At 72.2% G+C, this 19,437-nt stretch carries 15 protein-coding genes and 1 riboswitch; of the genes, 3 read left to right on the plus strand and 12 right to left on the minus strand.

Translation table 11 applies throughout. The features are described from left to right. Window positions 1-86: 86 nt before the first annotated feature. The 4 genes from ACWD1U_RS03130 to ACWD1U_RS03145 are packed head-to-tail and all read right to left on the minus strand — an operon-like array spanning window position 87 to window position 5,451. Window positions 87-737 carry a thymidine kinase gene (locus ACWD1U_RS03130; RefSeq protein WP_451103920.1) on the minus strand — a complete coding sequence of 217 codons (651 nt, stop codon included), beginning with the start codon at window positions 735-737 and terminating at the stop codon, window positions 87-89. A 56-nt stretch (window positions 738-793) separates the two neighbouring features. Continuing rightward, a complete protein-coding gene (locus ACWD1U_RS03135) occupies window positions 794-1,990 on the minus strand; it encodes an alkaline phosphatase family protein (protein ID WP_451103921.1) in 1,197 nt (398 codons plus the stop codon). Beyond that, window positions 1,990-2,577: a DUF5998 family protein gene (locus ACWD1U_RS03140; protein ID WP_451103922.1), complete on the minus strand. Its 588-nt coding sequence runs from the start codon at window positions 2,575-2,577 to the stop codon at window positions 1,990-1,992. The genes ACWD1U_RS03135 and ACWD1U_RS03140 overlap by 1 nt, the downstream gene beginning before the upstream one ends. Before the next feature lie 51 nt (window positions 2,578-2,628). Further along, window positions 2,629-5,451 carry a bifunctional acetate--CoA ligase family protein/GNAT family N-acetyltransferase gene (locus tag ACWD1U_RS03145; RefSeq protein ID WP_451103923.1) on the minus strand — a complete coding sequence of 941 codons (2,823 nt, stop codon included), beginning with the start codon at window positions 5,449-5,451 and terminating at the stop codon, window positions 2,629-2,631. A 177-nt stretch (window positions 5,452-5,628) separates the two neighbouring features. Here ACWD1U_RS03145 and ACWD1U_RS03150 point away from each other — a divergent pair, with 177 nt between their 5' ends. After that, window positions 5,629-5,910: an HPr family phosphocarrier protein gene (locus ACWD1U_RS03150; protein WP_003993478.1), complete on the plus strand. Its 282-nt coding sequence runs from the start codon at window positions 5,629-5,631 to the stop codon at window positions 5,908-5,910. A 161-nt stretch (window positions 5,911-6,071) separates the two neighbouring features. Here ACWD1U_RS03150 and ACWD1U_RS03155 read toward each other — a convergent pair whose 3' ends face one another. The 4 genes from ACWD1U_RS03155 to ACWD1U_RS03170 all read right to left on the minus strand — a co-directional run bounded on the left by ACWD1U_RS03155 (window position 6,072) and on the right by ACWD1U_RS03170 (window position 10,856). Continuing rightward, a complete protein-coding gene (locus tag ACWD1U_RS03155) occupies window positions 6,072-6,767 on the minus strand; it encodes a GntR family transcriptional regulator (protein WP_451103924.1) in 696 nt (231 codons plus the stop codon). Between the two features lie 185 nt (window positions 6,768-6,952). Further along, window positions 6,953-7,720 carry a M23 family metallopeptidase gene (locus tag ACWD1U_RS03160; protein WP_451103925.1) on the minus strand — a complete coding sequence of 256 codons (768 nt, stop codon included), beginning with the start codon at window positions 7,718-7,720 and terminating at the stop codon, window positions 6,953-6,955. A gap of 12 nt (window positions 7,721-7,732) precedes the next feature. Next, window positions 7,733-7,897: riboswitch (cyclic di-AMP (ydaO/yuaA leader) on the minus strand. 203 nt (window positions 7,898-8,100) lie between these two features. Beyond that, a complete protein-coding gene (locus ACWD1U_RS03165) occupies window positions 8,101-9,489 on the minus strand; it encodes a M16 family metallopeptidase (protein WP_451103926.1) in 1,389 nt (462 codons plus the stop codon). Continuing rightward, the gene (locus ACWD1U_RS03170; RefSeq protein WP_451103927.1) at window positions 9,486-10,856 is read right to left on the minus strand and encodes a M16 family metallopeptidase; all 1,371 of its coding nucleotides are present in this window, start codon (window positions 10,854-10,856) and stop codon (window positions 9,486-9,488) included. The genes ACWD1U_RS03165 and ACWD1U_RS03170 overlap by 4 nt, the downstream gene beginning before the upstream one ends. Window positions 10,857-11,219: 363 nt before the next feature. Between ACWD1U_RS03170 and ACWD1U_RS03175 the strand changes: the two genes are divergently transcribed. After that, on the plus strand, window positions 11,220-13,676 hold the full coding sequence (locus ACWD1U_RS03175) for a DNA gyrase/topoisomerase IV subunit A (protein ID WP_451103928.1): 2,457 nt from the start codon (window positions 11,220-11,222) through the stop codon (window positions 13,674-13,676). Here the strand turns inward: ACWD1U_RS03175 and ACWD1U_RS03180 are convergent. The 3 genes from ACWD1U_RS03180 to ACWD1U_RS03190 form a co-directional block, all read right to left on the minus strand. Further along, window positions 13,673-14,731 carry a CobW family GTP-binding protein gene (locus ACWD1U_RS03180; protein WP_451103929.1) on the minus strand — a complete coding sequence of 353 codons (1,059 nt, stop codon included), beginning with the start codon at window positions 14,729-14,731 and terminating at the stop codon, window positions 13,673-13,675. The genes ACWD1U_RS03175 and ACWD1U_RS03180 overlap by 4 nt on opposite strands. Before the next feature lie 268 nt (window positions 14,732-14,999). Beyond that, the gene (locus tag ACWD1U_RS03185) at window positions 15,000-16,871 is read right to left on the minus strand and encodes an exo-alpha-sialidase (RefSeq protein WP_451103930.1); all 1,872 of its coding nucleotides are present in this window, start codon (window positions 16,869-16,871) and stop codon (window positions 15,000-15,002) included. A 150-nt stretch (window positions 16,872-17,021) separates the two neighbouring features. Then, window positions 17,022-17,939, minus strand: coding sequence for a quinone oxidoreductase family protein (locus tag ACWD1U_RS03190; RefSeq protein ID WP_451103931.1), 918 nt, complete (start codon window positions 17,937-17,939; stop codon window positions 17,022-17,024). Window positions 17,940-18,041: 102 nt separating this feature from the next. Between ACWD1U_RS03190 and ACWD1U_RS03195 the strand changes: the two genes are divergently transcribed. Then, window positions 18,042-18,479 (plus strand): MarR family winged helix-turn-helix transcriptional regulator, encoded by a 438-nt coding sequence (locus ACWD1U_RS03195; RefSeq protein ID WP_451103932.1) that lies wholly within the window; start codon window positions 18,042-18,044, stop codon window positions 18,477-18,479. Between the two features lie 104 nt (window positions 18,480-18,583). Here ACWD1U_RS03195 and fdhD read toward each other — a convergent pair whose 3' ends face one another. Further along, on the minus strand, window positions 18,584-19,432 hold the full coding sequence (gene fdhD, locus ACWD1U_RS03200; protein ID WP_451103933.1) for a formate dehydrogenase accessory sulfurtransferase FdhD: 849 nt from the start codon (window positions 19,430-19,432) through the stop codon (window positions 18,584-18,586). Window positions 19,433-19,437: the final 5 nt, after the last annotated feature.

Here is a 19,437-nt window from a genome sequence, read left to right on the forward strand (position 1 = left end):
CGCTGTGGCGTGGGGCGCGCCGATCCTGCGTACGCCGGTCCGGGGAGCGGCCGAGCCCGCGCCCGGCCTGTCCGTCCGGCGGCTGGTCAGACGGACGACACCGGCAGCACGTCCGGGGACAGGGCCGCCGCGCGGGCCGTCGCCGCGGTCATGCGGCGGCGGTGGTGGCGGCGGCACAGGACCTCGTAGCCGACCTCGTCGGCGGAGCGGGTGACGTCGCCGACGACCACCTGGGCGCCCTCGACGACCATGACGCCGTCTATCGTGCGGGCGTTGTGCGTGGCACGGGCGCCGCACCAGCACAGGGCCTCGACCTGGAGCACCTCGACCCGGTCGGCCAGTTCCACCAGTCGTTGGGATCCGGGGAACAGCTTGGAGCGGAAGTCGGTCGTGATGCCGAAGGCGTAGACGTCCAGGCTCAGGTCGTCGACCACGCGCGCGAGTTGGTCGACCTGCTCCGGCGCGAGGAACTGCGCCTCGTCGGCGATCACATAGTCCGCGCGGCCGCCCTGCGAGAGGTGGTCGACGAGGTAGGCGTAGAGATCCTGCCCGTCCTCGACCTCCACCGCCTCCGTGACCAGACCGAGGCGCGAGGACAGCTTGCCCTCACCGGCGCGGTCGTCACGGGAGAAGATCATGCCCTGCAGGCCGCGCGCCGAGCGGTTGTGCTCGATCTGGAGAGCCAGCGTCGACTTCCCGCAGTCCATCGTTCCGGAGAAGAACACCAGCTCGGGCATGTCGAGTTGAGCACCTTTCGGCGGGAGAGGTCGGGCGGGAGGTCGGAAGCGGGACTTCAGGAGCGTACTTCGAGCAGGGGAACCAGCTGCTCGGCGGGGGTCATCGAACCGTGGTTGCCGACCATCGCCGACTCCTTCGGCTCCCGCTCGGAGGCGATGAGCAGGACGTCGTCGCGCGCGGCGGCGACCACGTCGCCGAGCCGGTCGTACACCCGTTCGTCGATCTGCGGGCCGAACCAGCCCGCCGCGATGGCCTCGTCGCGTGAGGCGACCCAGAACTGCTCACCCAGCACCTCGCGCCAGCACGTCAGGACATCGTTCGCGGCGCCGGGCACCGCGTAGACGTGCCGGGCGCGGCCCTCGCCGCCGAGCAGGGCGACGCCGGCGCTCAGCTCCCAGTCCTCGTCGAAGTCGATGCGGTGCTCCTCGTCGAAGGGCACGTCGATCATGCCGTGGTCGGCGGTGACGTAGAGCGCGCTGCGCGGGGGCAGTTGCTCGGCCAGGCGCTGGACCAGGCGGTCGGCGTACATGAGCTGGCCGCGCCAGGCGTCGGAGTCGACGCCGAAGCGGTGGCCGGCGCCGTCGACCTCGGCGAAGTACGTGTACACCAGGGAGCGGTCGCCCGCGGCCAGTTGCTCGGCGGCCAGGTCCATACGGTCCTCGCCGGTCAGCCGCCCGAGGAATGTTCCGCCGCTGAGCGCGACCCGGGTCAGCGGGGTGTTCTCGAAGGTCGGGGACGACACCTGCGCGGCGTGCACGCCCGCCGCGTGCGCCAGTTGGAAGACCGTCGGGTAAGGCTGCCAGGCGCCGGGCGGGGTCCACGGCTGCCAGCGCAACTGGTTCATCAGCTCGCCGGTGTCCGGGTTGCGCACGGTGTACCCGGGCAGGCCGTGCGCGCCGGGCGGCAGGCCGGTGCCGACGGAGGCGAGGGAGGTCGCCGTGGTCGCCGGGTAGCCGGCGGTGAGCGGGCGCCCGGTGCCGCCGCGCGAGGTGGCGAGCAGGGACGTCATGAAGGGCGCGTGCTCGGGATGCGCCTTGAGCTGCTCCCAGCCGAGGCCGTCGATCAGGAAGACGCAGTTCCGGTCGGCGGGGGCCAGCTCGGGGATCGTGGCGGTCATGCCCGGCACGTCCAGGCCGGCGGCCAGGGTCGGCAGGAGGTCGGCGAGCGATCCGCCGCCGTACTCGGGGACCGGTGCGGAGGCGACGGCGAGCGGTTCGGGATGGGGGTCCCAGGCCGTCTTGGGCTGCGCCATCAGCGGCCGGTGTCCGCGGTCGCCTCGGAGAGGGCCTGCGCGAAGGCGAGTGCCTGGCGCACGGTCTCCGGTCCGTCCCCGGCCTCGCTGACGCGCAGGCTGAGGTCGTCCGCCGTCGAGTTGCCGGTGTAGCCGTGGTCCGCCTCGCAATTGGGGTCGCCGCAGGCGGCGGGCTCCAGGTCGATGCGGGAGACAGCGCCCCAGCCGATGGTGAGGACCACCTCGCGGGGCAGCGTGCCCGGCTGGTACGACTCCGGGTTGGCGACCACGCGGCTGACCACGATCGACGAGATACGGCCGATCTTCACCGACTCCGTCGACGTCGTGGCGTAGGGCGTCGGGGAGGTGCTGTCGGCGGCCTGCTCGTCGGTGTGGCTGACGATGAAGCGGTTGTCGGTGAGGACGAGCACCGTCACATGCCGCCGCACCTCGTTCTGGTCGAACGTCGTCTCCTGGTGGACCAGGTACGACCGGATGGGCTCGCCGCCCACGGCGGCTTCCACCGCCTCGGCCACGAGGGCCGGGTAGTAGCCGCTGCGCTCGATCGCCGCCCGCAGCCCCTGGGTCGTCGTACTGGTCTTGGCCATGACGCCCATCCTACGGGGGTCCACTGACTGCGAGGCACCGCTCGGCCCCTGTCAGTACGCGGGGAGTGTCCGCGGGCCGAGGTCGTCGCGGGCGGGCGGCGGCGCGAGGCGGACGGAGGCGCCCAGGACGCTCAGGCCGTGCGAGGCGACGACCACCGGTTCCAGGGTGACCGCGACGACCTCGGGGTGGTCGTCCACCAGCCGGGACACCCGCAGCAGCAGCTCCTCCAGGGCGCGGGTGTCGGCCGGTGCGGAGCCGCGCCAGCCGAACAGCAGGGGCGCGGTGCGGATCGACCGCACCAGGGAGGTCGCCTCGCGGTCGGTCACCGGGATCAGCCGGTGCGCCGTGTCCCCGAGCAGCTGGGAGGCGGCCCCGGCGAGCCCGAAGGAGAGCACGGCGCCGGCCGCGGGATCGATGACGGCCCGGACGACGACGTCCACACCGCGCGGTGCCATGCGCTGCACGACGGGGCGCAGTTCCTCCGCCGCGCCGAACAGTTCGGTCAACTCGGCGTACGACCGGCGCAGTTGCTCCTCGTCGGCAAGGTCGAGGCGTACGCCGCCCAGGTCGGCGCGGTGCCTGAGGTGCGGTGCGGTGGCCTTGAGGGCCACGGGGTAGCCCAGGGTGCGGGCGGCCTCGACGGCGGCGTCGGGGGTCGGGGCCGGCAGGGCGCGGTGGACCTGGATGCCGTAGTGGCCGAGCAGGTCGCAGGTCTCCTCCGTGCCGAGCGTGAGTCCCTGCCCGCGCGCGAGGAGGCCTTCGATCAGGGCGGCGGCGCCCTTCTCGTCGATGTCGTCGTACTCGGGCACCTTGCCGGGGTCGGCGGCGTCGCGCCGCCACTGCGCGTAGGTGACGGCCTGGGCGAGGGCGCGGACGGCGCGCTCGGCTGCGGGGTAGGCGGGGATGAGGTGGGTGCCTTCGGGGGCCTCGGCAGCGGGAAGTCGCTGTTCGGCGGAGGCCGGGCGAGGGGCGCTGTGCGAAGGATGGTCCGCCCCGGCCTGAGGCGCCGTGCTCGCCGCCGCCGACAGGGCCTCCGCCAGGCCGCCGAGCTCCACGTGCACCACCAGGACCGGCTTGGCAGGAGCCGAGGCCGCCGCCGAGCGCAGTGCCTGCGCGAGGGCCTCGTCCGCGACCGACCGCTCCCCCACCGCCGGTATGGCGGTGACCACCACCGCGTCGCACCGGTCGTCGGCCAGCGCGCGCGACAGGGCCGCGTGGAAGTCCGCCGCCGACGCCGCTGTGGTCAGATCCTGCGGGAGGTGCGGCCGGAGGCCCTCCGCGAGGCACGCGTCGTACGTGAGCAGGCCGAGCGACTCGGAGTTGCCCAGGATCGCCACCCGGGGGCCGGCGGGCAGCGGCTGGCGGGCGAGGAGCAGGCCGGCGTCCACCAGCTCGGTGATGGTGTCGACCCGGATGACGCCGGCCTGCCGCAGCAGGGCCGAGACGGTCGCGTGCGGCAGCCGGGTCGCCCGTACGGCATGCCCCTGGGGGGCGGCGGCGTGCCGGGCGCCCTGGACGACGACCAGTGGCTTCGCGGCGGCGGTGCGGCGGGCGAGGCGGGTGAACTTGCGGGGGTTGCCGATGGACTCCAGGTACATGAGGACGACGTCGGTGTCCGGGTCCTCGTACCAGTACTGCAGGACGTCGTTGCCGGAGACGTCGGCCCGGTTGCCGGAGGAGACGAAGGTGGAGACGCCGCTCACGCCCGTGACGCCGCCGCCGCGCCGGTGCAGCCGGGACAGCAGGGCGATGCCGATGGCGCCGGACTGGGCGAACAGGCCGATCCGGCCCGGGCGGGGGACCTCGGGGGCGAGGGAGGCGTTGAGCCGCACCCGGGGGGAGGTGTTGATGACGCCGAAGGCGTTGGGGCCGATGATGCGCATGCCGTACGTGCGCGCGTGCCGTACGAGCGCACGCTGGCGTTCGCGCCCCTCGGGGCCGCTCTCGGCGTAGCCGGCGGAGACCACGACGAGCCCCTGCACACCGTGCTCGCCGCACTCGGTGACGACTTCGGTGATGTTTTCGGCCGGTACGGCGACGACCGCGAGGTCGACCGGGCCGTCGATGTCCCGCACCGAGCGGTGCGCGGGCACGCCGTCGAGTTCCTTCTGCTCCTCGCGGAGGGCCTTGTTCACGGCGTACAGCCGGCCGGTGAACCCGGCGTCGCGGATGTTGCCGAGGACACTGCGGCCCACGCCGCCCGAGGTGCGCCCGGCGCCGATGACGGCGACCGAGCCGGGCGCGAGCAGCCGCTGCACGGAGCGGGCCTCGGCGCGGTGTTCGCGCGCGTACTGCACGGCGAGGGAGCGGTCGGTGGGTTCCAGGTCGAACTCGAGACGGACGACGCCGTCCTCGAAGCTGCGTTTCTGGGTGTACCCGGCGTCCGTGAACACCTTGATCATTTTGTTGTTGGCGGGCAGTACCTCGGCGGCGAAGCGGCGGATGCCGCGCTCGCGGGCGACGGCTCCGATGTGTTCGAGCAGGGCGGAGGCGACCCCGCGGCCCTGGTGGGCGTCCTGGACCAGGAAGGCGACCTCGGCCTGGTCGGCCGGTGCGGACGCGGGCGTTCCGTCCGCGCCGATCCGGTCGTAGCGTACGGTGGCGATGAACTCGCCGCCGACCGTGGCCGCGAGTCCCACCCGGTCCACAAAGTCGTGGTGCGTGAAGCGGTGGACGTCCTTGGCGGACAGGCGAGGGTACGGCGCGAAGAAGCGGTAGTACTTCGACTCGTCGGAGACCTGCTCGTAGAAGCTGACGAGGCGATCGGCGTCATCGACGGTGATGGGCCGGATGCGCGCGGTGCCACCGTCGCGCAGCACCACGTCGGCCTCCCAGTGGGCGGGATACTCGTGCCGGTCCGGCGAGGTCTGCATGGGCCCCAGAGTACGGCTAGCGCCTGACAACGGCGCGAGGCAGTCTGTGGAGGGCGTCAGTCGGGTCGAGGCCGCGATCCGACGGCACCCCGGAGTGGAACGACAGGACCGCTCCGGGTGGGCTTCACGTATGGGAAACTGGTCTAGACAACCCTGAACACCGAAGGGCAGCAACACATGGCTGAGCGCCGCGTCAACGTCGGCTGGGCCGAGGGCCTCCACGCCCGCCCCGCCTCCATCTTCGTCCGAGCCGCCACGGCCGCAGGCGTCCCGGTGACGATCGCCAAGGCTGACGGCAACCCCGTCAACGCGGCCTCCATGCTGGCCGTTCTGGGCCTGGGCGCCCAGGGCGGCGAGGAGATCGTCCTCGCCTCCGACGCCGAGGGCGCGGACGCCGCCCTGGACCGACTGGCCAAGCTGGTCTCCGAGGGTCTCGAGGAACTGCCCGAGACCGTCTGAGTCCATTCGCGCCGGCTCCGGCGCACACGGGAGGGCTCGTCCGAATTCATCGGGCGAGCCCTTCGCCATTTCCTCGCCACGCGGCTAATTTCTCTCCCGCGAAATGACGACAGCAGAAATAGCCCCCCGCAATTTCCTGCTCTTTGTATACGGCTCTCGTGTTAATGCCGCAGACTCGACGTGTTTACGGCATGTTGCGAGTTCCTCACACGCTCGGTGCGCTCCCCGGCGGAGCCGAACCGCAGGCGGTGCGCGGCCGTCGCGCGCTCGGCGTGCAGCGCCGTGACCGCCCGCGCGCGCTCGCCGTCCCCGCGCGCCACCGCGTCCACGATCGCTCCGTGCTCGCTCCAGGACTCCACCGGGCTCGCCGGTGGATCGACGGCGTACATCCAGAGGATCTTGTGGCGGAGCTGCGTGAGCATCGAGGTCAGCGCGGGGCTGCCGGAGGCCTGTGCGAGCGTCTCGTGGAACCAGCCACCCAGGGAGCGCAGGTCGTCGCTGTTGCCCCGGCGGGCGCGCTCCTGACCCATCCGGACCAGACCGCGCAGGACCTTGAGATGGGCCTCGGTGCGGCGCTGGGCGGCCCGCGCGGCGCCGAGCGGCTCCAGCAGCATGCGCATCTCCAGCAGGTCGGACGCCTCCTGCTCGGTGGGTTCGGCCACGCACGCGCCCGCGTGCCGCCGGGTCACCACGAAGCCCTCGGCCTCCAGGGTGCGCAGGGCCTCCCGGACCGGTACGCGCGAGACGCCGTAGCGGCGTGCGAGGAGTTCCTCGGTGAGCCGGCTGCCGCGTGCGTGGACACCCGCGACGATGTCGTCCCGGATGGCCGTGCACACCGAGTGCGCGGGAATACGCATGACCGACCTCCGCTTAATCCCCGTGAAACGCCGACGAGTGACGCGTGTTCCGTGACTCTATTGCAATGAGCCCGAATTTCCGACGGCAGGCCGGAATCCAGGGATATTTTTTGGACAGCGGGCCGCCGGGAACCGAAAGGCCCCGGCTCGGGGAGCCGGGGCCTCGGGAACAGCGAAAGGTGCCGTCAGACGTCCACGCCGTGCGAGCGGAGGTAGGCGACGGGGTCCATGTCGGAGCCGTACTCAGGACTCGTGCGGGCCTCGAAGTGCAGATGCGGGCCGGTGACGTTGCCGGTCGCGCCGGACAGGCCGATCTGCTGACCCGGGGTGACCCGCTGGCCCACCGAGACGCCGATGGACGACAGGTGGCCGTACTGGGTGTACGTCCCGTCGTTCATCTTGATCACGACCTGGTTGCCGTAGGAACCGCCCCAGCCGGCCTCGACGACCGTGCCCATGCCGACCGCGTGGACGGAGGTGCCGGTGGCGGCGTGGAAGTCGATGCCGGTGTGGCTGCCGGAGGACCAGATGGCGCCGCCCGACTTGTAACCGGTGGAGACGTAGGAGCCCGGGATGGGGGACTGGAAGCTGTTGAGACGCTTGCGCTCGGCCTCGCGGGCGGCGCGCTCCTTGGCCTCGCGGGCCTTCTCGGCCGCCTCCTCGGCCCGCTTGCGGGCGGCCTCCTCGGCCTTCTTCTTGGCGGCGGCCTCCTCGGCCGCGTGCTGCTGCGCGACGGCCTGGGCGTCGATCTGCTGGGCCACGGTGTCGCCCATGGTGACGACCGGGGTGAGGCCGGTCTGCTCCGGGGCGGGCTCGGCGGCGAAGGCGGCCGGGGCGGCCACGGTGCCGAGGACGCCGGTGGTGGCGAGGGCCGCGACGCCCGCCGCGCGGGCCGTGCCGCGCTGGATCCGGCTGGGACGACGGTGCTTCCCGGTGGCGCGTGTGAACGCCATGTGGTGGCTGGTCCTTTCCTTCCCTCTCGCCTACCGGGTTAGCTGACGGGTTCGGAGCAGGAAGGTCTCCTACGGACCCCCTCGCGGTTCGCGCGGGCGTCCGATTCACCCCAGGGACTGCGTTGGGTCCCCGGCTCCCCTGGCTCGCGCCGTGCGGGGACTCGGCGATGACTGTCCGGTGCCGCGGGTGCGGCGCACTGCCTGACGAACAGCCCGGATGACGCTAAACGGGTCCACTTTCAATTCCCAAACGAATCCCGGCTTTTGTAGCGCATACCACAGGGCAGACAGGCAACCTCCGTATCAATTCGGGCATACAGGGGCCCTGGTGCCTTAGGAGACAACCAGGGCCCCTCCGTACGCGTGCCGCCCGCGTCTCGCTACTCGGCGGCGACGACCGTGACTTCGCCGATGTCCAGGGCCTCGACCGGGCCCTTGATCTGCGCCGCGTCACCCACGAGGACGGTCACCAGCCGGTCCACCGGGAAGGCGCTGACGGCCGCCGCGGTCGCCTCCACGGTGCCGGTCGCGGCGAGCTGCCGGTACAGCGTGGCCTGGTAGTCGTCGGGCAGGTGCTGCTCTACCTGGTCGGCCAGGGTGGACGCGACGGCAGCCGCCGTCTCGTACTTCAGAGGCGCCACGCCGACCAGGTTCTGCACGGCGACGTCCCGCTCGGCGTCGGTGAGGCCCTCGGCGGCGAGGGTACGCAGCACCGTCCAGAGGTCCTGCAGCGCGGGGCCGGTGTTGGGGGTGTCCACGGAACCGCTGATGGCGAGCATCGAGGCACCGGTGCCGTCCGGGGCGGACCTGAGGACCTGGGCGAACGAGCGCACCCCGTAGGTGTAGCCCTTCTCCTCGCGCAGGACGCGGTCCAGGCGGGAGGTGAGGGTGCCACCGAGGCAGTACGTGCCGAGCACCTGCGCGGGCCACACGCGGTCGTGCCGGTCCGGGCCGATGCGGCCGATCAGCAGCTGCGTCTGGACGGCGCCCGGGCGGTCCACGATGACGACCCTGCCCGTGTCGTCGGCGGTCACCGGCGGCACCGGGCGCGGCTCGGCCGAGGAGCCCGTCCAGGCGCCCAGCGTGTCGCCGAGCAGGGCATCGAGGTCGATGCCGGTGAGGTCGCCGACGACCACGGCGGTGGCCGTGGCGGGGCGGACGTGCTTCTCGTAGAAGCCGCGTACGGCCGCGGAGTCGATCGCGGCGACCGTCTCCTCGGTGCCCTGCCGTGGCCGCGACATGCGCGAGCTCGCCGGGAACAGCTCCTTGGAGAGCTCCTTGGCGGCGCGGCGCGAGGGGTTGGCCAGCTCGTGCGGGATCTCGTCGAGGCGGTTGCGGACCAGCCGCTCGATCTCGCTGTCCGCGAACGCGGGCGCCCTGAGAGCGTCGGCGAGCAGGCCGACTCCCTTGGAGAGCCGGGAGGCCGGCACCTCCAGGCTGATTCGGACGCCGGGGTGATCGGCGTGCGCGTCGAGGGTGGCGCCGGCGCGCTCCAGCTCGGCGGCGAACTCCTCGGCGGAGTGCTTGTCGGTGCCCTCGGAGAAGGCCCGGGCCATGATCGTGGCGACGCCGTCGAGGCCGGCCGGCTCGGCGTCCAGGGGCGCGTCCAGCAGCACCTCCACGGCGACGACCTGCTGGCCGGGGCGGTGGCAGCGCAGCAGTGTCAGTCCGTTGCCGAGCGTGCCGCGCTCGGGGGCCGGGAAGGCCCAGGGCCGGGCCTCGCCCGCCTGCGGCCGGGGGTGGAAGTCCATCGTGGTGAGCTCGGTCACTTGGCCGCCTCCTCGTTCTCGTCGCCGGCCGCGGCTGCGGTGTCCTCGGCATCGTCGGTCTCGTCGGCGACGGGCTCGTAGACGAGCACCGCGCGGTTGTCCGGGCGCAGACGGGCCTTGGCGACCTCCTGGACCTCCTCCGCCGTGACCTCCAGCACGCGCTGGACGGCCGTCAGGGCGAGCTGCGGGTCGCCGAACAGCACCGCGTACCGGCACAGTTCGTCGGCGCGGCCCGCGACCGTGCCGAGGCGGTCCAGCCACTCGCGCTCCAACTGGGCCTGGGCGCGCTCCATCTCCTCGGCGGTGGGGCCCTCCTCGGCGAACCGGGCGAGCTCCTCGTCGATGGCGGCCTCGATGACCGGCACCTCGACGTCACCGGACGTCTTCACGTCCAGCCAGCCCAGGGAGGGCGCCCCGGCGAGCCGCAGCAGGCCGAAGCCTGCCGCCACGGCCGTACGGTCGCGCCGTACCAGGCGGTTGTAGAGGCGGGAGGACTCGCCGCCGCCGAGGACGGTGAGGGCCAGGTCGGCCGCGTCGCACGCGCGCGTGCCGTCCTGCGGCAGCCGGTAGGCGGCCATCAGGGCGCGCGCCGGGACGTCCTCCTCGACGACCTCACGCAGCTGCTCGCCGATGGTCTCCGGCAGCGAGCCGTCACGCGGCGCGGGCTTGCCGTCGTGACCGGGGATGGAACCGAAGTACCTCTCGACCCAGGCCAGCGTCTGCTCCGGGTCGATGTCGCCGACCACGGACAGCACGGCGTTGTTCGGCGCGTAGTAGGTGCGGAAGAACGCGCGCGCGTCCTCCAGGGTCGCCGCGTCCAGGTCGGCCATCGAGCCGATCGGGGTGTGGTGGTAGGGGTGGCCCTCCGGGTAGGCGAGGGCGGTGAGCTTCTCGAAGGCGGTGCCGTAGGGGACGTTGTCGTATCGCTGGCGGCGCTCGTTCTTGACGACGTCGCGCTGGTTCTCCATCGACTCGTCGTCGAGGGCGGTGAGCAGGGAGCCCATGCGGTCGGCCTCCAGCCAGAGGGCGAGCTCCAGCTGGTGGGCGGGCATGGTCTCGAAGTAGTTGGTCCGCTCGAAGCTGGTCGTGCCGTTCAGCGAGCCACCCGCGCCCTGGACGAGCTCGAAGTGGCCGTTGCCCTTGACCTGGCCGGATCCCTGGAACATCAAGTGCTCGAAAAGGTGAGCCAGGCCCGTACGCCCCTTGACCTCGTGGCGCGAGCCGACGTCGTACCAGAGGCACACCGCCGCGACCGGGGTCAGATGGTCCTCGGAGAGCACCACGCGCAGGCCGTTGGCCAGGCGGTGCTCGGTCGCTGTCAGGCCCCCGGAGCCTGCCTGGGCTGTGGCCGTGTGACCCATGGGCATGTACGTCCCTTCGATCGCGGAGCGGTCTTCCCGACCGCGGATTCCTGCCGGTCCTGCCACTGTATGCAAGCGCGCGAAGCGCTGGTGAAGTTCCCGGTCGGGGTACGCCGAGAGCGAGACTCGAGGACAGCTGTGGGACGGGGTGCGGCAGCCGGAGGAAGGGTCCTGGTCCCGGTTGTCAGTGCGGCGGTCCACAATGGTCGGCGTCAGATCCGGATCGCAGCAGCACGAGCGAGCCGCAGGGGCGGCCGGAGACGAGAGGGCGAGCGCGCCGAGGCCCGATGGGCTGAGCACGATCGGCGTCCCGTCACCGACACGCATTCCCCGTAGGCGAGCGACCAGCAACAGGAGGAGCCGGCAGCGATGGCCCGCCGCAGCACGAAGACCCCGCCGCCCGACGACTCGTACGAGGAGAGGATCCTCGACATCGACGTCGTCGACGAGATGCAGGGCTCCTTCCTCGAGTACGCGTACTCGGTCATCTACTCCCGCGCCCTGCCGGACGCCCGCGACGGCCTCAAGCCGGTGCACCGCCGCATCGTCTACCAGATGAACGAGATGGGCCTGCGCCCCGAGCGCGGGTACGTCAAGTGCGCCCGTGTCGTCGGCGAGGTGATGGGCAAGCTGCACCCGCACGGCGACGCGTCGATCTACGACGCCCTCGTGCGCATGGCCCAGCCCTTCTCGATGCGGGTCCCGCTGGTCGACGGCCACGGCAACTTCGGCTCGCTGGGCAACGACGACCCGCCGGCCGCGATGCGGTACACCGAGTGCCGCATGGCCGAGGCGACGAGCCTGATGACGGAGTCGATCGACGAGGACACCGTCGACTTCAACCCCAACTACGACGGCCAGGAGCGGGAACCGGTGGCCCTGCCCGCCGCCTTCCCGAACCTGCTGGTCAACGGCGCCTCGGGCATCGCGGTCGGCATGGCCACGAACATGCCGCCGCACAACCTGCGCGAGGTCATCGCCGCCGCCCGCCACCTGATCAGGCATCCGAACGCGGATCTCGACGCCCTGATGAAGCACGTCCCGGGCCCCGACCTGCCCACCGGCGGCCGCATCGTCGGCCTGTCCGGCATCCGGGACGCCTACGAGACGGGCCGCGGCACGTTCAAGATCCGGGCGACGGTGGCGGTGGAGCCCGTGACGCCCCGCCGCAAGGGCCTCGTCGTCACGGAGCTGCCCTTCACGGTCGGCCCCGAGAAGGTCATCGCCAAGATCAAGGACCTGGTCGGCTCCAAGAAGCTCCAGGGCATCGCCGACGTCAAGGACCTCACCGACCGCGAGCACGGTCTGCGCCTGGTCATCGAGATCAAGAACGGCTTCGTGCCGGAGGCGGTCCTGGAGCAGCTGTACAAGCTGACGCCGATGGAGGAGTCCTTCGGCATCAACAACGTGGCCCTGGTCGACGGCCAGCCGCTCACGCTGGGCCTGAAGGAACTCCTGGAGGTCTATCTCGACCACCGTTTCACCGTCGTCCGGCGGCGTTCGGAGTTCCGGCGCGGCAAGAAGCGCGACCGGCTGCACCTGGTCGAGGGTCTCCTCACGGCGCTGCTCGACATCGACGAGGTCATCCGCCTCATCCGCTCCAGCGACAACTCCGCGCAGGCGAAGCAGCGCCTGATGGAGCAGTTCTCGCTGAGCGAGGTACAGACGCAGTACATCCTCGACACGCCGCTGCGCCGGCTGACCAAGTACGACCGCATCGAGCTGGAGACGGAGAAGGACCGGCTCAACGCGGAGATCGAGGAACTGACCCGGATCCTCGACTCGGACGCGGAGCTGCGCAAGCTGGTCTCCTCGGAACTGGCCACGGTCGCCAAGAAGTTCGGCACCGACCGGCGTACGGTCCTGCTGGAGTCGGGCGCCGCCCCGGTCGCCGCCGTGCCGCTGCAGGTGGCCGACGACCCGTGCCGGGTGCTGCTGTCCTCGACGGGTCTGCTGGCCCGTACGGCCAACGGCGAGCCGTTCGCGGAGGACGCCGGCGCCAAGCGCGTGAAGCACGACGTGATCGTCTCGGCGGTCCCTGCCACCGCACGCGGCGAGATCGGCGCGGTCACCTCGGCGGGCCGCCTGCTGCGGCTCAACGTCGTCGACCTGCCCCAGCTCCCGGAGCCGTTGCCGACGCCGAACCTCGCGGGGGGCGCCCCCTTGGCCGAGTTCGTGTCCCTGGAGGACGACGAGACGGTGGTCTGCCTTACCACGCTCGACGAGTCGTCCCCGGGCCTGGCGCTCGGCACGCAGCAGGGCGTCGTCAAGCGCGTGGTGCCGGACTACCCGTCCAACAAGGAAGAGCTCGAGGTGATCACCCTCAAGGAGGGCGACCGGATCGTCGGCGCGGTCGAGCTGCGCACCGGCGACGAGGATCTGGTCTTCATCACCGACGACGCCCAGTTGCTGCGCTTCCAGGCGTCCCAGGTGCGCCCGCAGGGCCGTCCGGCCGGCGGTGTGGCCGGCATCAAGCTCGCCGAGGGCGCGAAGGTGATCTCCTTCACGGCGGTGGATCCGGCCGCGGACGCGGTCGTCTTCACGGTCGCGGGCTCGCGGGGCACGCTGGACGACTCGGTCCAGACGACGGCCAAGATGACCCCGTTCGACCAGTACCCGCGCAAGGGCCGCGCCACCGGCGGCGTCCGCTGTCAGCGGTTCCTGAAGGGCGAGGACTGCCTGTCCCTGGCCTGGGCGGGCCCGGCCCCGGCCCTGGCGGCGCAGAAGAACGGCACCCCGGCCGACCTCCCGGACATCGACCCGCGCCGCGACGGCTCGGGCGTGTCCCTGGCCAAGACGGTGGCGGTGGTGGCCGGGCCGGTCTAAACCCGCTCCGCGGGATCCTCCTCGGGATCGCGCACGTAGCGCAGGACGCCCCACATGCCGTGCTCGTCGGCCTGTGGGGCGTCGCTCTTGCACGCCTGGAGCTCCTTGTCGAGAGCGGAGGCGTCGATGCCCGAGCCGATGAGGACGAGCTGGGTGAGGTGCTCGTCTCCGGCCGGCCAGGGCTCCGGGTAGAAGCGCAGGAACCGCCCCACGGCATGGACGGCGTACCGGTTCCGGACGTCGTACGGCCCGAAGTCGACGTATCCCTTGATCCGGTACAGCCCTTCGGGCCGGCTGTCGAGGAACGCCATCAGCCGGCGCGGGTCGAGGGGCTCCCGTGCCGCGAACGACAGGCTGTCGTACGCGGTGTGCAAGTGCCCGGCGTGGTCGCCCTCGCCGTGTCCGCCGAGGTCGTCGAAGGACAACTGCCCGATGCGCTCCTCGCTCGGCCGGCAGTCGAAGAGGAACTCGGGGTCGATGCGGCCGTAGGTCGCCGGGACGACGGCGGCGCCGTCGACGAGGGACCGCACGAGCCCGAGCACGCGTTCGCCGTCCACGGCCCGGTCGAGCTTGTTGACGACGACGAGATCGGCCAGCGCGAGATGCCGGTCGATCTCGGGGTGCCGGGAGCGGGTGTCGTCGAACTCGGCGGCGTCGACGACCTCGACGAGCCCGCCGTAGACGATCCCGGGGTGCTCGCTGGCGAGCAGCATCCGCACGAGTTCCTGCGGCTCGGCGAGACCGCTGGCCTCGATGACGATGACGTCGATGCCGAGGGAGGGGGCCGCGAGCCGCTCCAGGTACTGGTCCAGCTCGCTCGCGTCGACGGCACAGCACAGGCACCCGTTGCCCAGGGAGAGCGTCGAGTCGCCGAGCGCTCCGGCCACGGCCATCGCGTCGATCTCGATGGCCCCGAAGTCGTTGACGATGGCGCCGATCCGGCTGCCGCCGCCGCGGTGGAGGAGGTGGTTGAGCAGTGTGGTCTTTCCCGAGCCGAGGAATCCGGCCAGGACGACGACCGGGATCTGCTGCGGTTTCGGGCTCGGCTGGCTCACCGTGCGACCTCTTTCGCGCCGACGCGTGCACCGGCTCGCGTTCCCGGCACACGTACGAGGATGGGATGCCGCCCCAGGATACGAGCCGTGAGAGCGGCGATGAAGTGAACGATCGTCAGCAGCGTCAGCGAGTCAGACGGCGCCGGAGTGCCCAGGCAGCGGAGCTGCCTGGGCACTCCGGCAACGCGGCGAGGCGCGGTGCCAGGCCGCGCGACCCGGGCGGGCACAGTGCGAGGACCCCTTGCGTCGTCGGGCACGTCCCGTGACGTTAGTTGCTGCCGCTCACCCGGTCCATGGGCAGCCACAGCACGGTGCCCCGGGAGGCCGCGCCAAAGGCGCCGGACGCCAACTCCTTGTCGGACAAGGCACGGTTCCACACGCGGACGTCGTCGACGGTCCCGGTGAGGAACGCCCTGCCGTCCATGCGCTGGCCGATGTGCACGCCGAACGGGGAGTTGCGGCTGACCGAGCCGGGCACGTCCGTGGTGCTGAGTGCCTCGCCGTCGAGAAAGAGGGTCAGTTTCCCTCCGCCGCGGCGCAGCGCCAGATGGTGCCAGCGGCCGTCGTTGTGGGCGCCGGTGGTCCACACCGAGGCCGTCCTGACGGTCGTGGCGCCGGAACGGGTGGTGATCAGCGCACGGACCCGGTCGCTCGCCGGTTCCCCGCGCAGCCAGATCTGCGGCTGGGTGCTGCCGATGCCGCCCATCCACAGGAAGGGCTGCTCGCCGGTCGTGGCCGTGTAGCGGAAGAACAGCGAGGCGGTGAAGTCCCTTTCACCGAGCGGAAGTCGGGACCGGTACGGCAGGCGTACGGCGTCGTCGGCGCCGTCGAAGGCCAGCGCGCCGCCGCGGATCCCGGCCGTCCGTCCGGCTCCGCCGAGCACCGCCGCGGGCTTGGCACCCGGCGCGGCGTCGCGGGTGGTCGGGTCGGCGCCCCGGCGCGGAGTCAGCCAGTCCTCGGTGAAGCGGGCGAAGCGGATCTCGTCGCGGGCGTCGACCGCGCCGCCCTCGTACAGCAGGCCCACCGTCGCGCCGTCGACCGCCGCCATGTCCGAGTAGCCGGACCAGTCCCTCGTGACGACCGTGCCGCGGTCCACGCTCTCCCAGGTGCGCCCGCCGTCGTAGGAGGAGCGGACCATCATCGTCCGGCGGCGGTCGGGATCGGCCGGAGCGGACAGCAGCATCCGGCCGCCCAGGCGCAGGGTCGCGCCCTGGACCTGCGGGGTGTAGAGGTCCGGGAGGCCGCGGAAGGGCGTGGCGAAGCTGTCGCCGCCGTCCAGGCTGAGGGTCTGGGAGCGGTGGCCCAGGTCGGTGCCGTCCTGTTCACGGCCGCTGACCAGGACGGCGCCGTCGGCCCGTTCGGTGAGCGTCACCTCCGACGGCTTCTGCCGGAACGTGCCGTCCTGCGCTATGGGCCAGGAGTCCGTGGCGCCGATCCGCCAGTGGTCGCCGCCGTCGTCGCTGACGATCAGAGCGGCGTGGTTGGCGGTGACCCGGCCGCCGTCCCACGTCTCGGTGTTGACGCCGAACACCAGCCGCCCGGCGTGCTTGCCTCGGGTGAGCTGGATGCCGTGCACGGGCCCGGTGGCGTACCAGGAGTTCCAGTGGGCGGGCAGGATCTCGCCGCTCAGGTCGCGCGGTTCGGACCAGGTCCGGCCGTCGTCGTCGCTGTACTGCAGATGCGGGGTGCGGTCGCAGGGAACGGTGCAGTTGCCGGCGTCCGTACGGCCGGTGTTGTACGTCTCGGCCAGCAGGATCCGGCCGGTCCTGCGGTCCACGACGGGCGCCGGGTTGCCGTGCGTGTCGCCCGCGCCCTCGTTGACGACCTGGAGCGGTCCCCAGGTGCGGCCGCCGTCGGTGGAGCGCTTGAGGACGATGTCGATGTCGGCGGCGTCACCGCAGTTGAGGACGCGGCCCTCGGCGAAGGCCAGCAGCGTGCCGTTGGCGGTGCGCACGATCGCCGGGATCCGGAAGCAGGCGTAGCCGGGGTCCCGGGAAGCCTTGAAGAGGACCTGTTGCTCGAACTCCCCTGCGACCGTGGTGGGTTGGCTGTGCGCCGTGCCGATGGGGGCGAGCAGCGCCCCGGCGGCGACAGCGGCTGTCAGGGTGGATCTCAGACGTGCGCGAAGACTTGACGGCATGGTGCGATGTGCCCCTTCATGCGTCTGTCGGCTGGACCACCGGGGAGTGGGAACGGATATGCGGTCATTCGGTCATTCGGACATCCCACGTCCCATGTGTGGGCTCACAGACGGTACTTGGCCTCACAGACCCCCCACAAGAAGCGTGCGTCAGGGGATCAGGACGACCTTGCCCAGGTTGGACCGCGCCTCGATCTCCCCGTGCGCCTTCGCCGCGTCCTCCAGGGCGAACTCCCCGTGGACGACGGGCCTGAGCTCGCCGGCCGCGAACAGCCGCCACAGCTCCTCGCGCCACCGCTCGTACAACTCCGGTCTCCCCCGGGCGATACGGGCCACCTGGAACCCGATCACCGATTTGGCGCCCACCAGCAGGTCGTACGCCCGGATGGTGCCGCCGCCCGAGCTGTACGCCACCAGCCGGCCCTCCGGGGCGAGTGCGGCGAGGGCCGGGGTGAGCAGCTCGCCGCCGACCGCGTCGAGGGCGTAGTCGACCGGGGTGCCCCAGCTGTCCTCCCCGTACGTGATGACGTGGTCGGCGCCGAGGCCCCGGACGAAGCCGGCCTTGGCCGGGTCGGAGACGGCTCCCACGACGCGTCCGGCGCCGCGCGTCCGGGCCAGCTGCACGGCCAGATGGCCGACGCCGCTCGCGGCCGCGGTGACCAGGGCCGCCTCGCCCGGCTCGGGGCGGGCCGCCTCCAGGGCGCCGAGGGCGACCAGGCCGCTGCGGACCAGGGCGACCGCGTCGACGGCACCGGCCTCCACCGGAACCGGGGAGGCCATGGCCTCGTGCAGCAGCGCGAAGTCGGCGTAGCCGTGGCCTAAGCAGAGCCCCGTCACGCGGTCGCCGGTGCGGAAGCCGGTGACGCCCTCGCCGACGGCCGTGACCTCCCCGGCGATCTCGCCGCCGAGCGGGACCGGCTCGGCCGCCTCGGTGACCTTGCGGACGACCGGGAGGGTGACGCCGATCGCCGCGGTGCGCACGAGCAGTTCTCCGGGGCCGGGCTCGGGAGCCGGTACCTCTTCCACGAACAAGGGGCCGTCTCGGGATTCGTAGCGGACACGGCGCATCGCACCTCCGGAGTCGTGGGTGATCCCGACGGATCGTTGGGAAGCCCAACGGTATAGGAGGATCATAGGAGGAACCAACGATTTTCTGGTTAGGCTGCGGCCATGTCGGAAGCCCCCCTCCCCGCGATCCGCTCCCTGCCCAGCTGGCTGCTCGGCCGCGCCGCCGCCCGCGGCCGGGCCCTGGTGGCCGAGGCGCTGGCAGCGCAGGACATGCGGATGTGGCACCACGTGGTGCTGTCCGCCGTCCGCGACCTGGCCCCCGTCGCCCAGGCCGACCTCGGCCGTGCGGTCCGGCTGGACCCCAAGGACCTGGTCGGCATCCTCAACGACCTCCAGTCGGCCGGCCTGGCGGTCCGCGAGCCGGATCCGAGGGACCGCCGCAAGAACGCGGTGTCCCTCACCGAGAAGGGCGCCCGGCTGCTCGAGCGGTGCGAGAAGGCGGCCCGCGCGGCCAACGACGAGCTGCTCGCGCCGCTGTCGGAAGCCGAACGCGAACAGTTCACGGGCATGCTGCTGCGGATATCCGGCACGGCACACTGACGGCGCCCCCGTCTCCCCGGGGGCGGGCCGAGACGGGGCCCCTGCGGCGCAGGGGGCGCTCCCCGCCGGTCGGGGCCCCGCCGCCGTGTCGCGGAAGGACCGGTTCAGCCCTGGGCGGCCGCGGCCCGCAGAGCGATGCGGTCCTCACCCGCGTACACGTTCATGGAGGCGCCCCGCAGGAAGCCCACCAGCGTCAGGCCCGTCTCGGCGGCCAGGTCCACCGCCAGCGAGGACGGCGCCGACACGGCCGCCAGGACCGGGATGCCGGCCATCACGGCCTTCTGCGCCAGCTCGAAGGAGGCCCGGCCCGAGACGAGCAGGATCGCCCGGGACAGCGGCAGCTCCCCGTTCTGCAGGGCGCGGCCGACCAGCTTGTCGACGGCGTTGTGCCGGCCCACGTCCTCCCGGACGTCCAGCAGCTCGCCCTCCTCGGAGAACAGGGCCGCCGCGTGCAGGCCCCCGGTCCGGTCGAAGACCCGCTGGGCGGCGCGCAGCCGGTCGGGCAGGCTCGCGAGCAGCTCGGGCGTGACCCGGACCGGGGGAGTGTCGGCGATGGGCCAGCGGGCCGTGGTGCGCACCGCGTCCAGCGACGCCTTGCCGCACAGGCCGCAGGACGACGTCGTGTAGACGTTGCGCTCCAGCGTGATGTCGGGGATCACCACGTCCGGGGCCGCCTGGACGTCGACCACGTTGTACGTGTTCGAGCCGTCGGCCGTCGCCCCGGCGCAGTAGACGATGTTCCGCAGGTCCCGCTGCCCGCCCAGCACCCCCTCGCTCACCAGGAAGCCGGCCGCCAGCGCGAAGTCGTCGCCGGGAGTGCGCATGGTGATCGCCAGGGGCTTGCCGTTGAGCCGGATCTCCAGGGGTTCCTCGGCGACGAGCGTGTCCGGGCGGCTGGAGACCGCCCCGTCCCGGATGCGGAGCACCTTGCGTCGTTCCGTGACTCGTCCCATGCCTG

Source organism: Streptomyces sp. NPDC002788 (assembly GCF_053592115.1).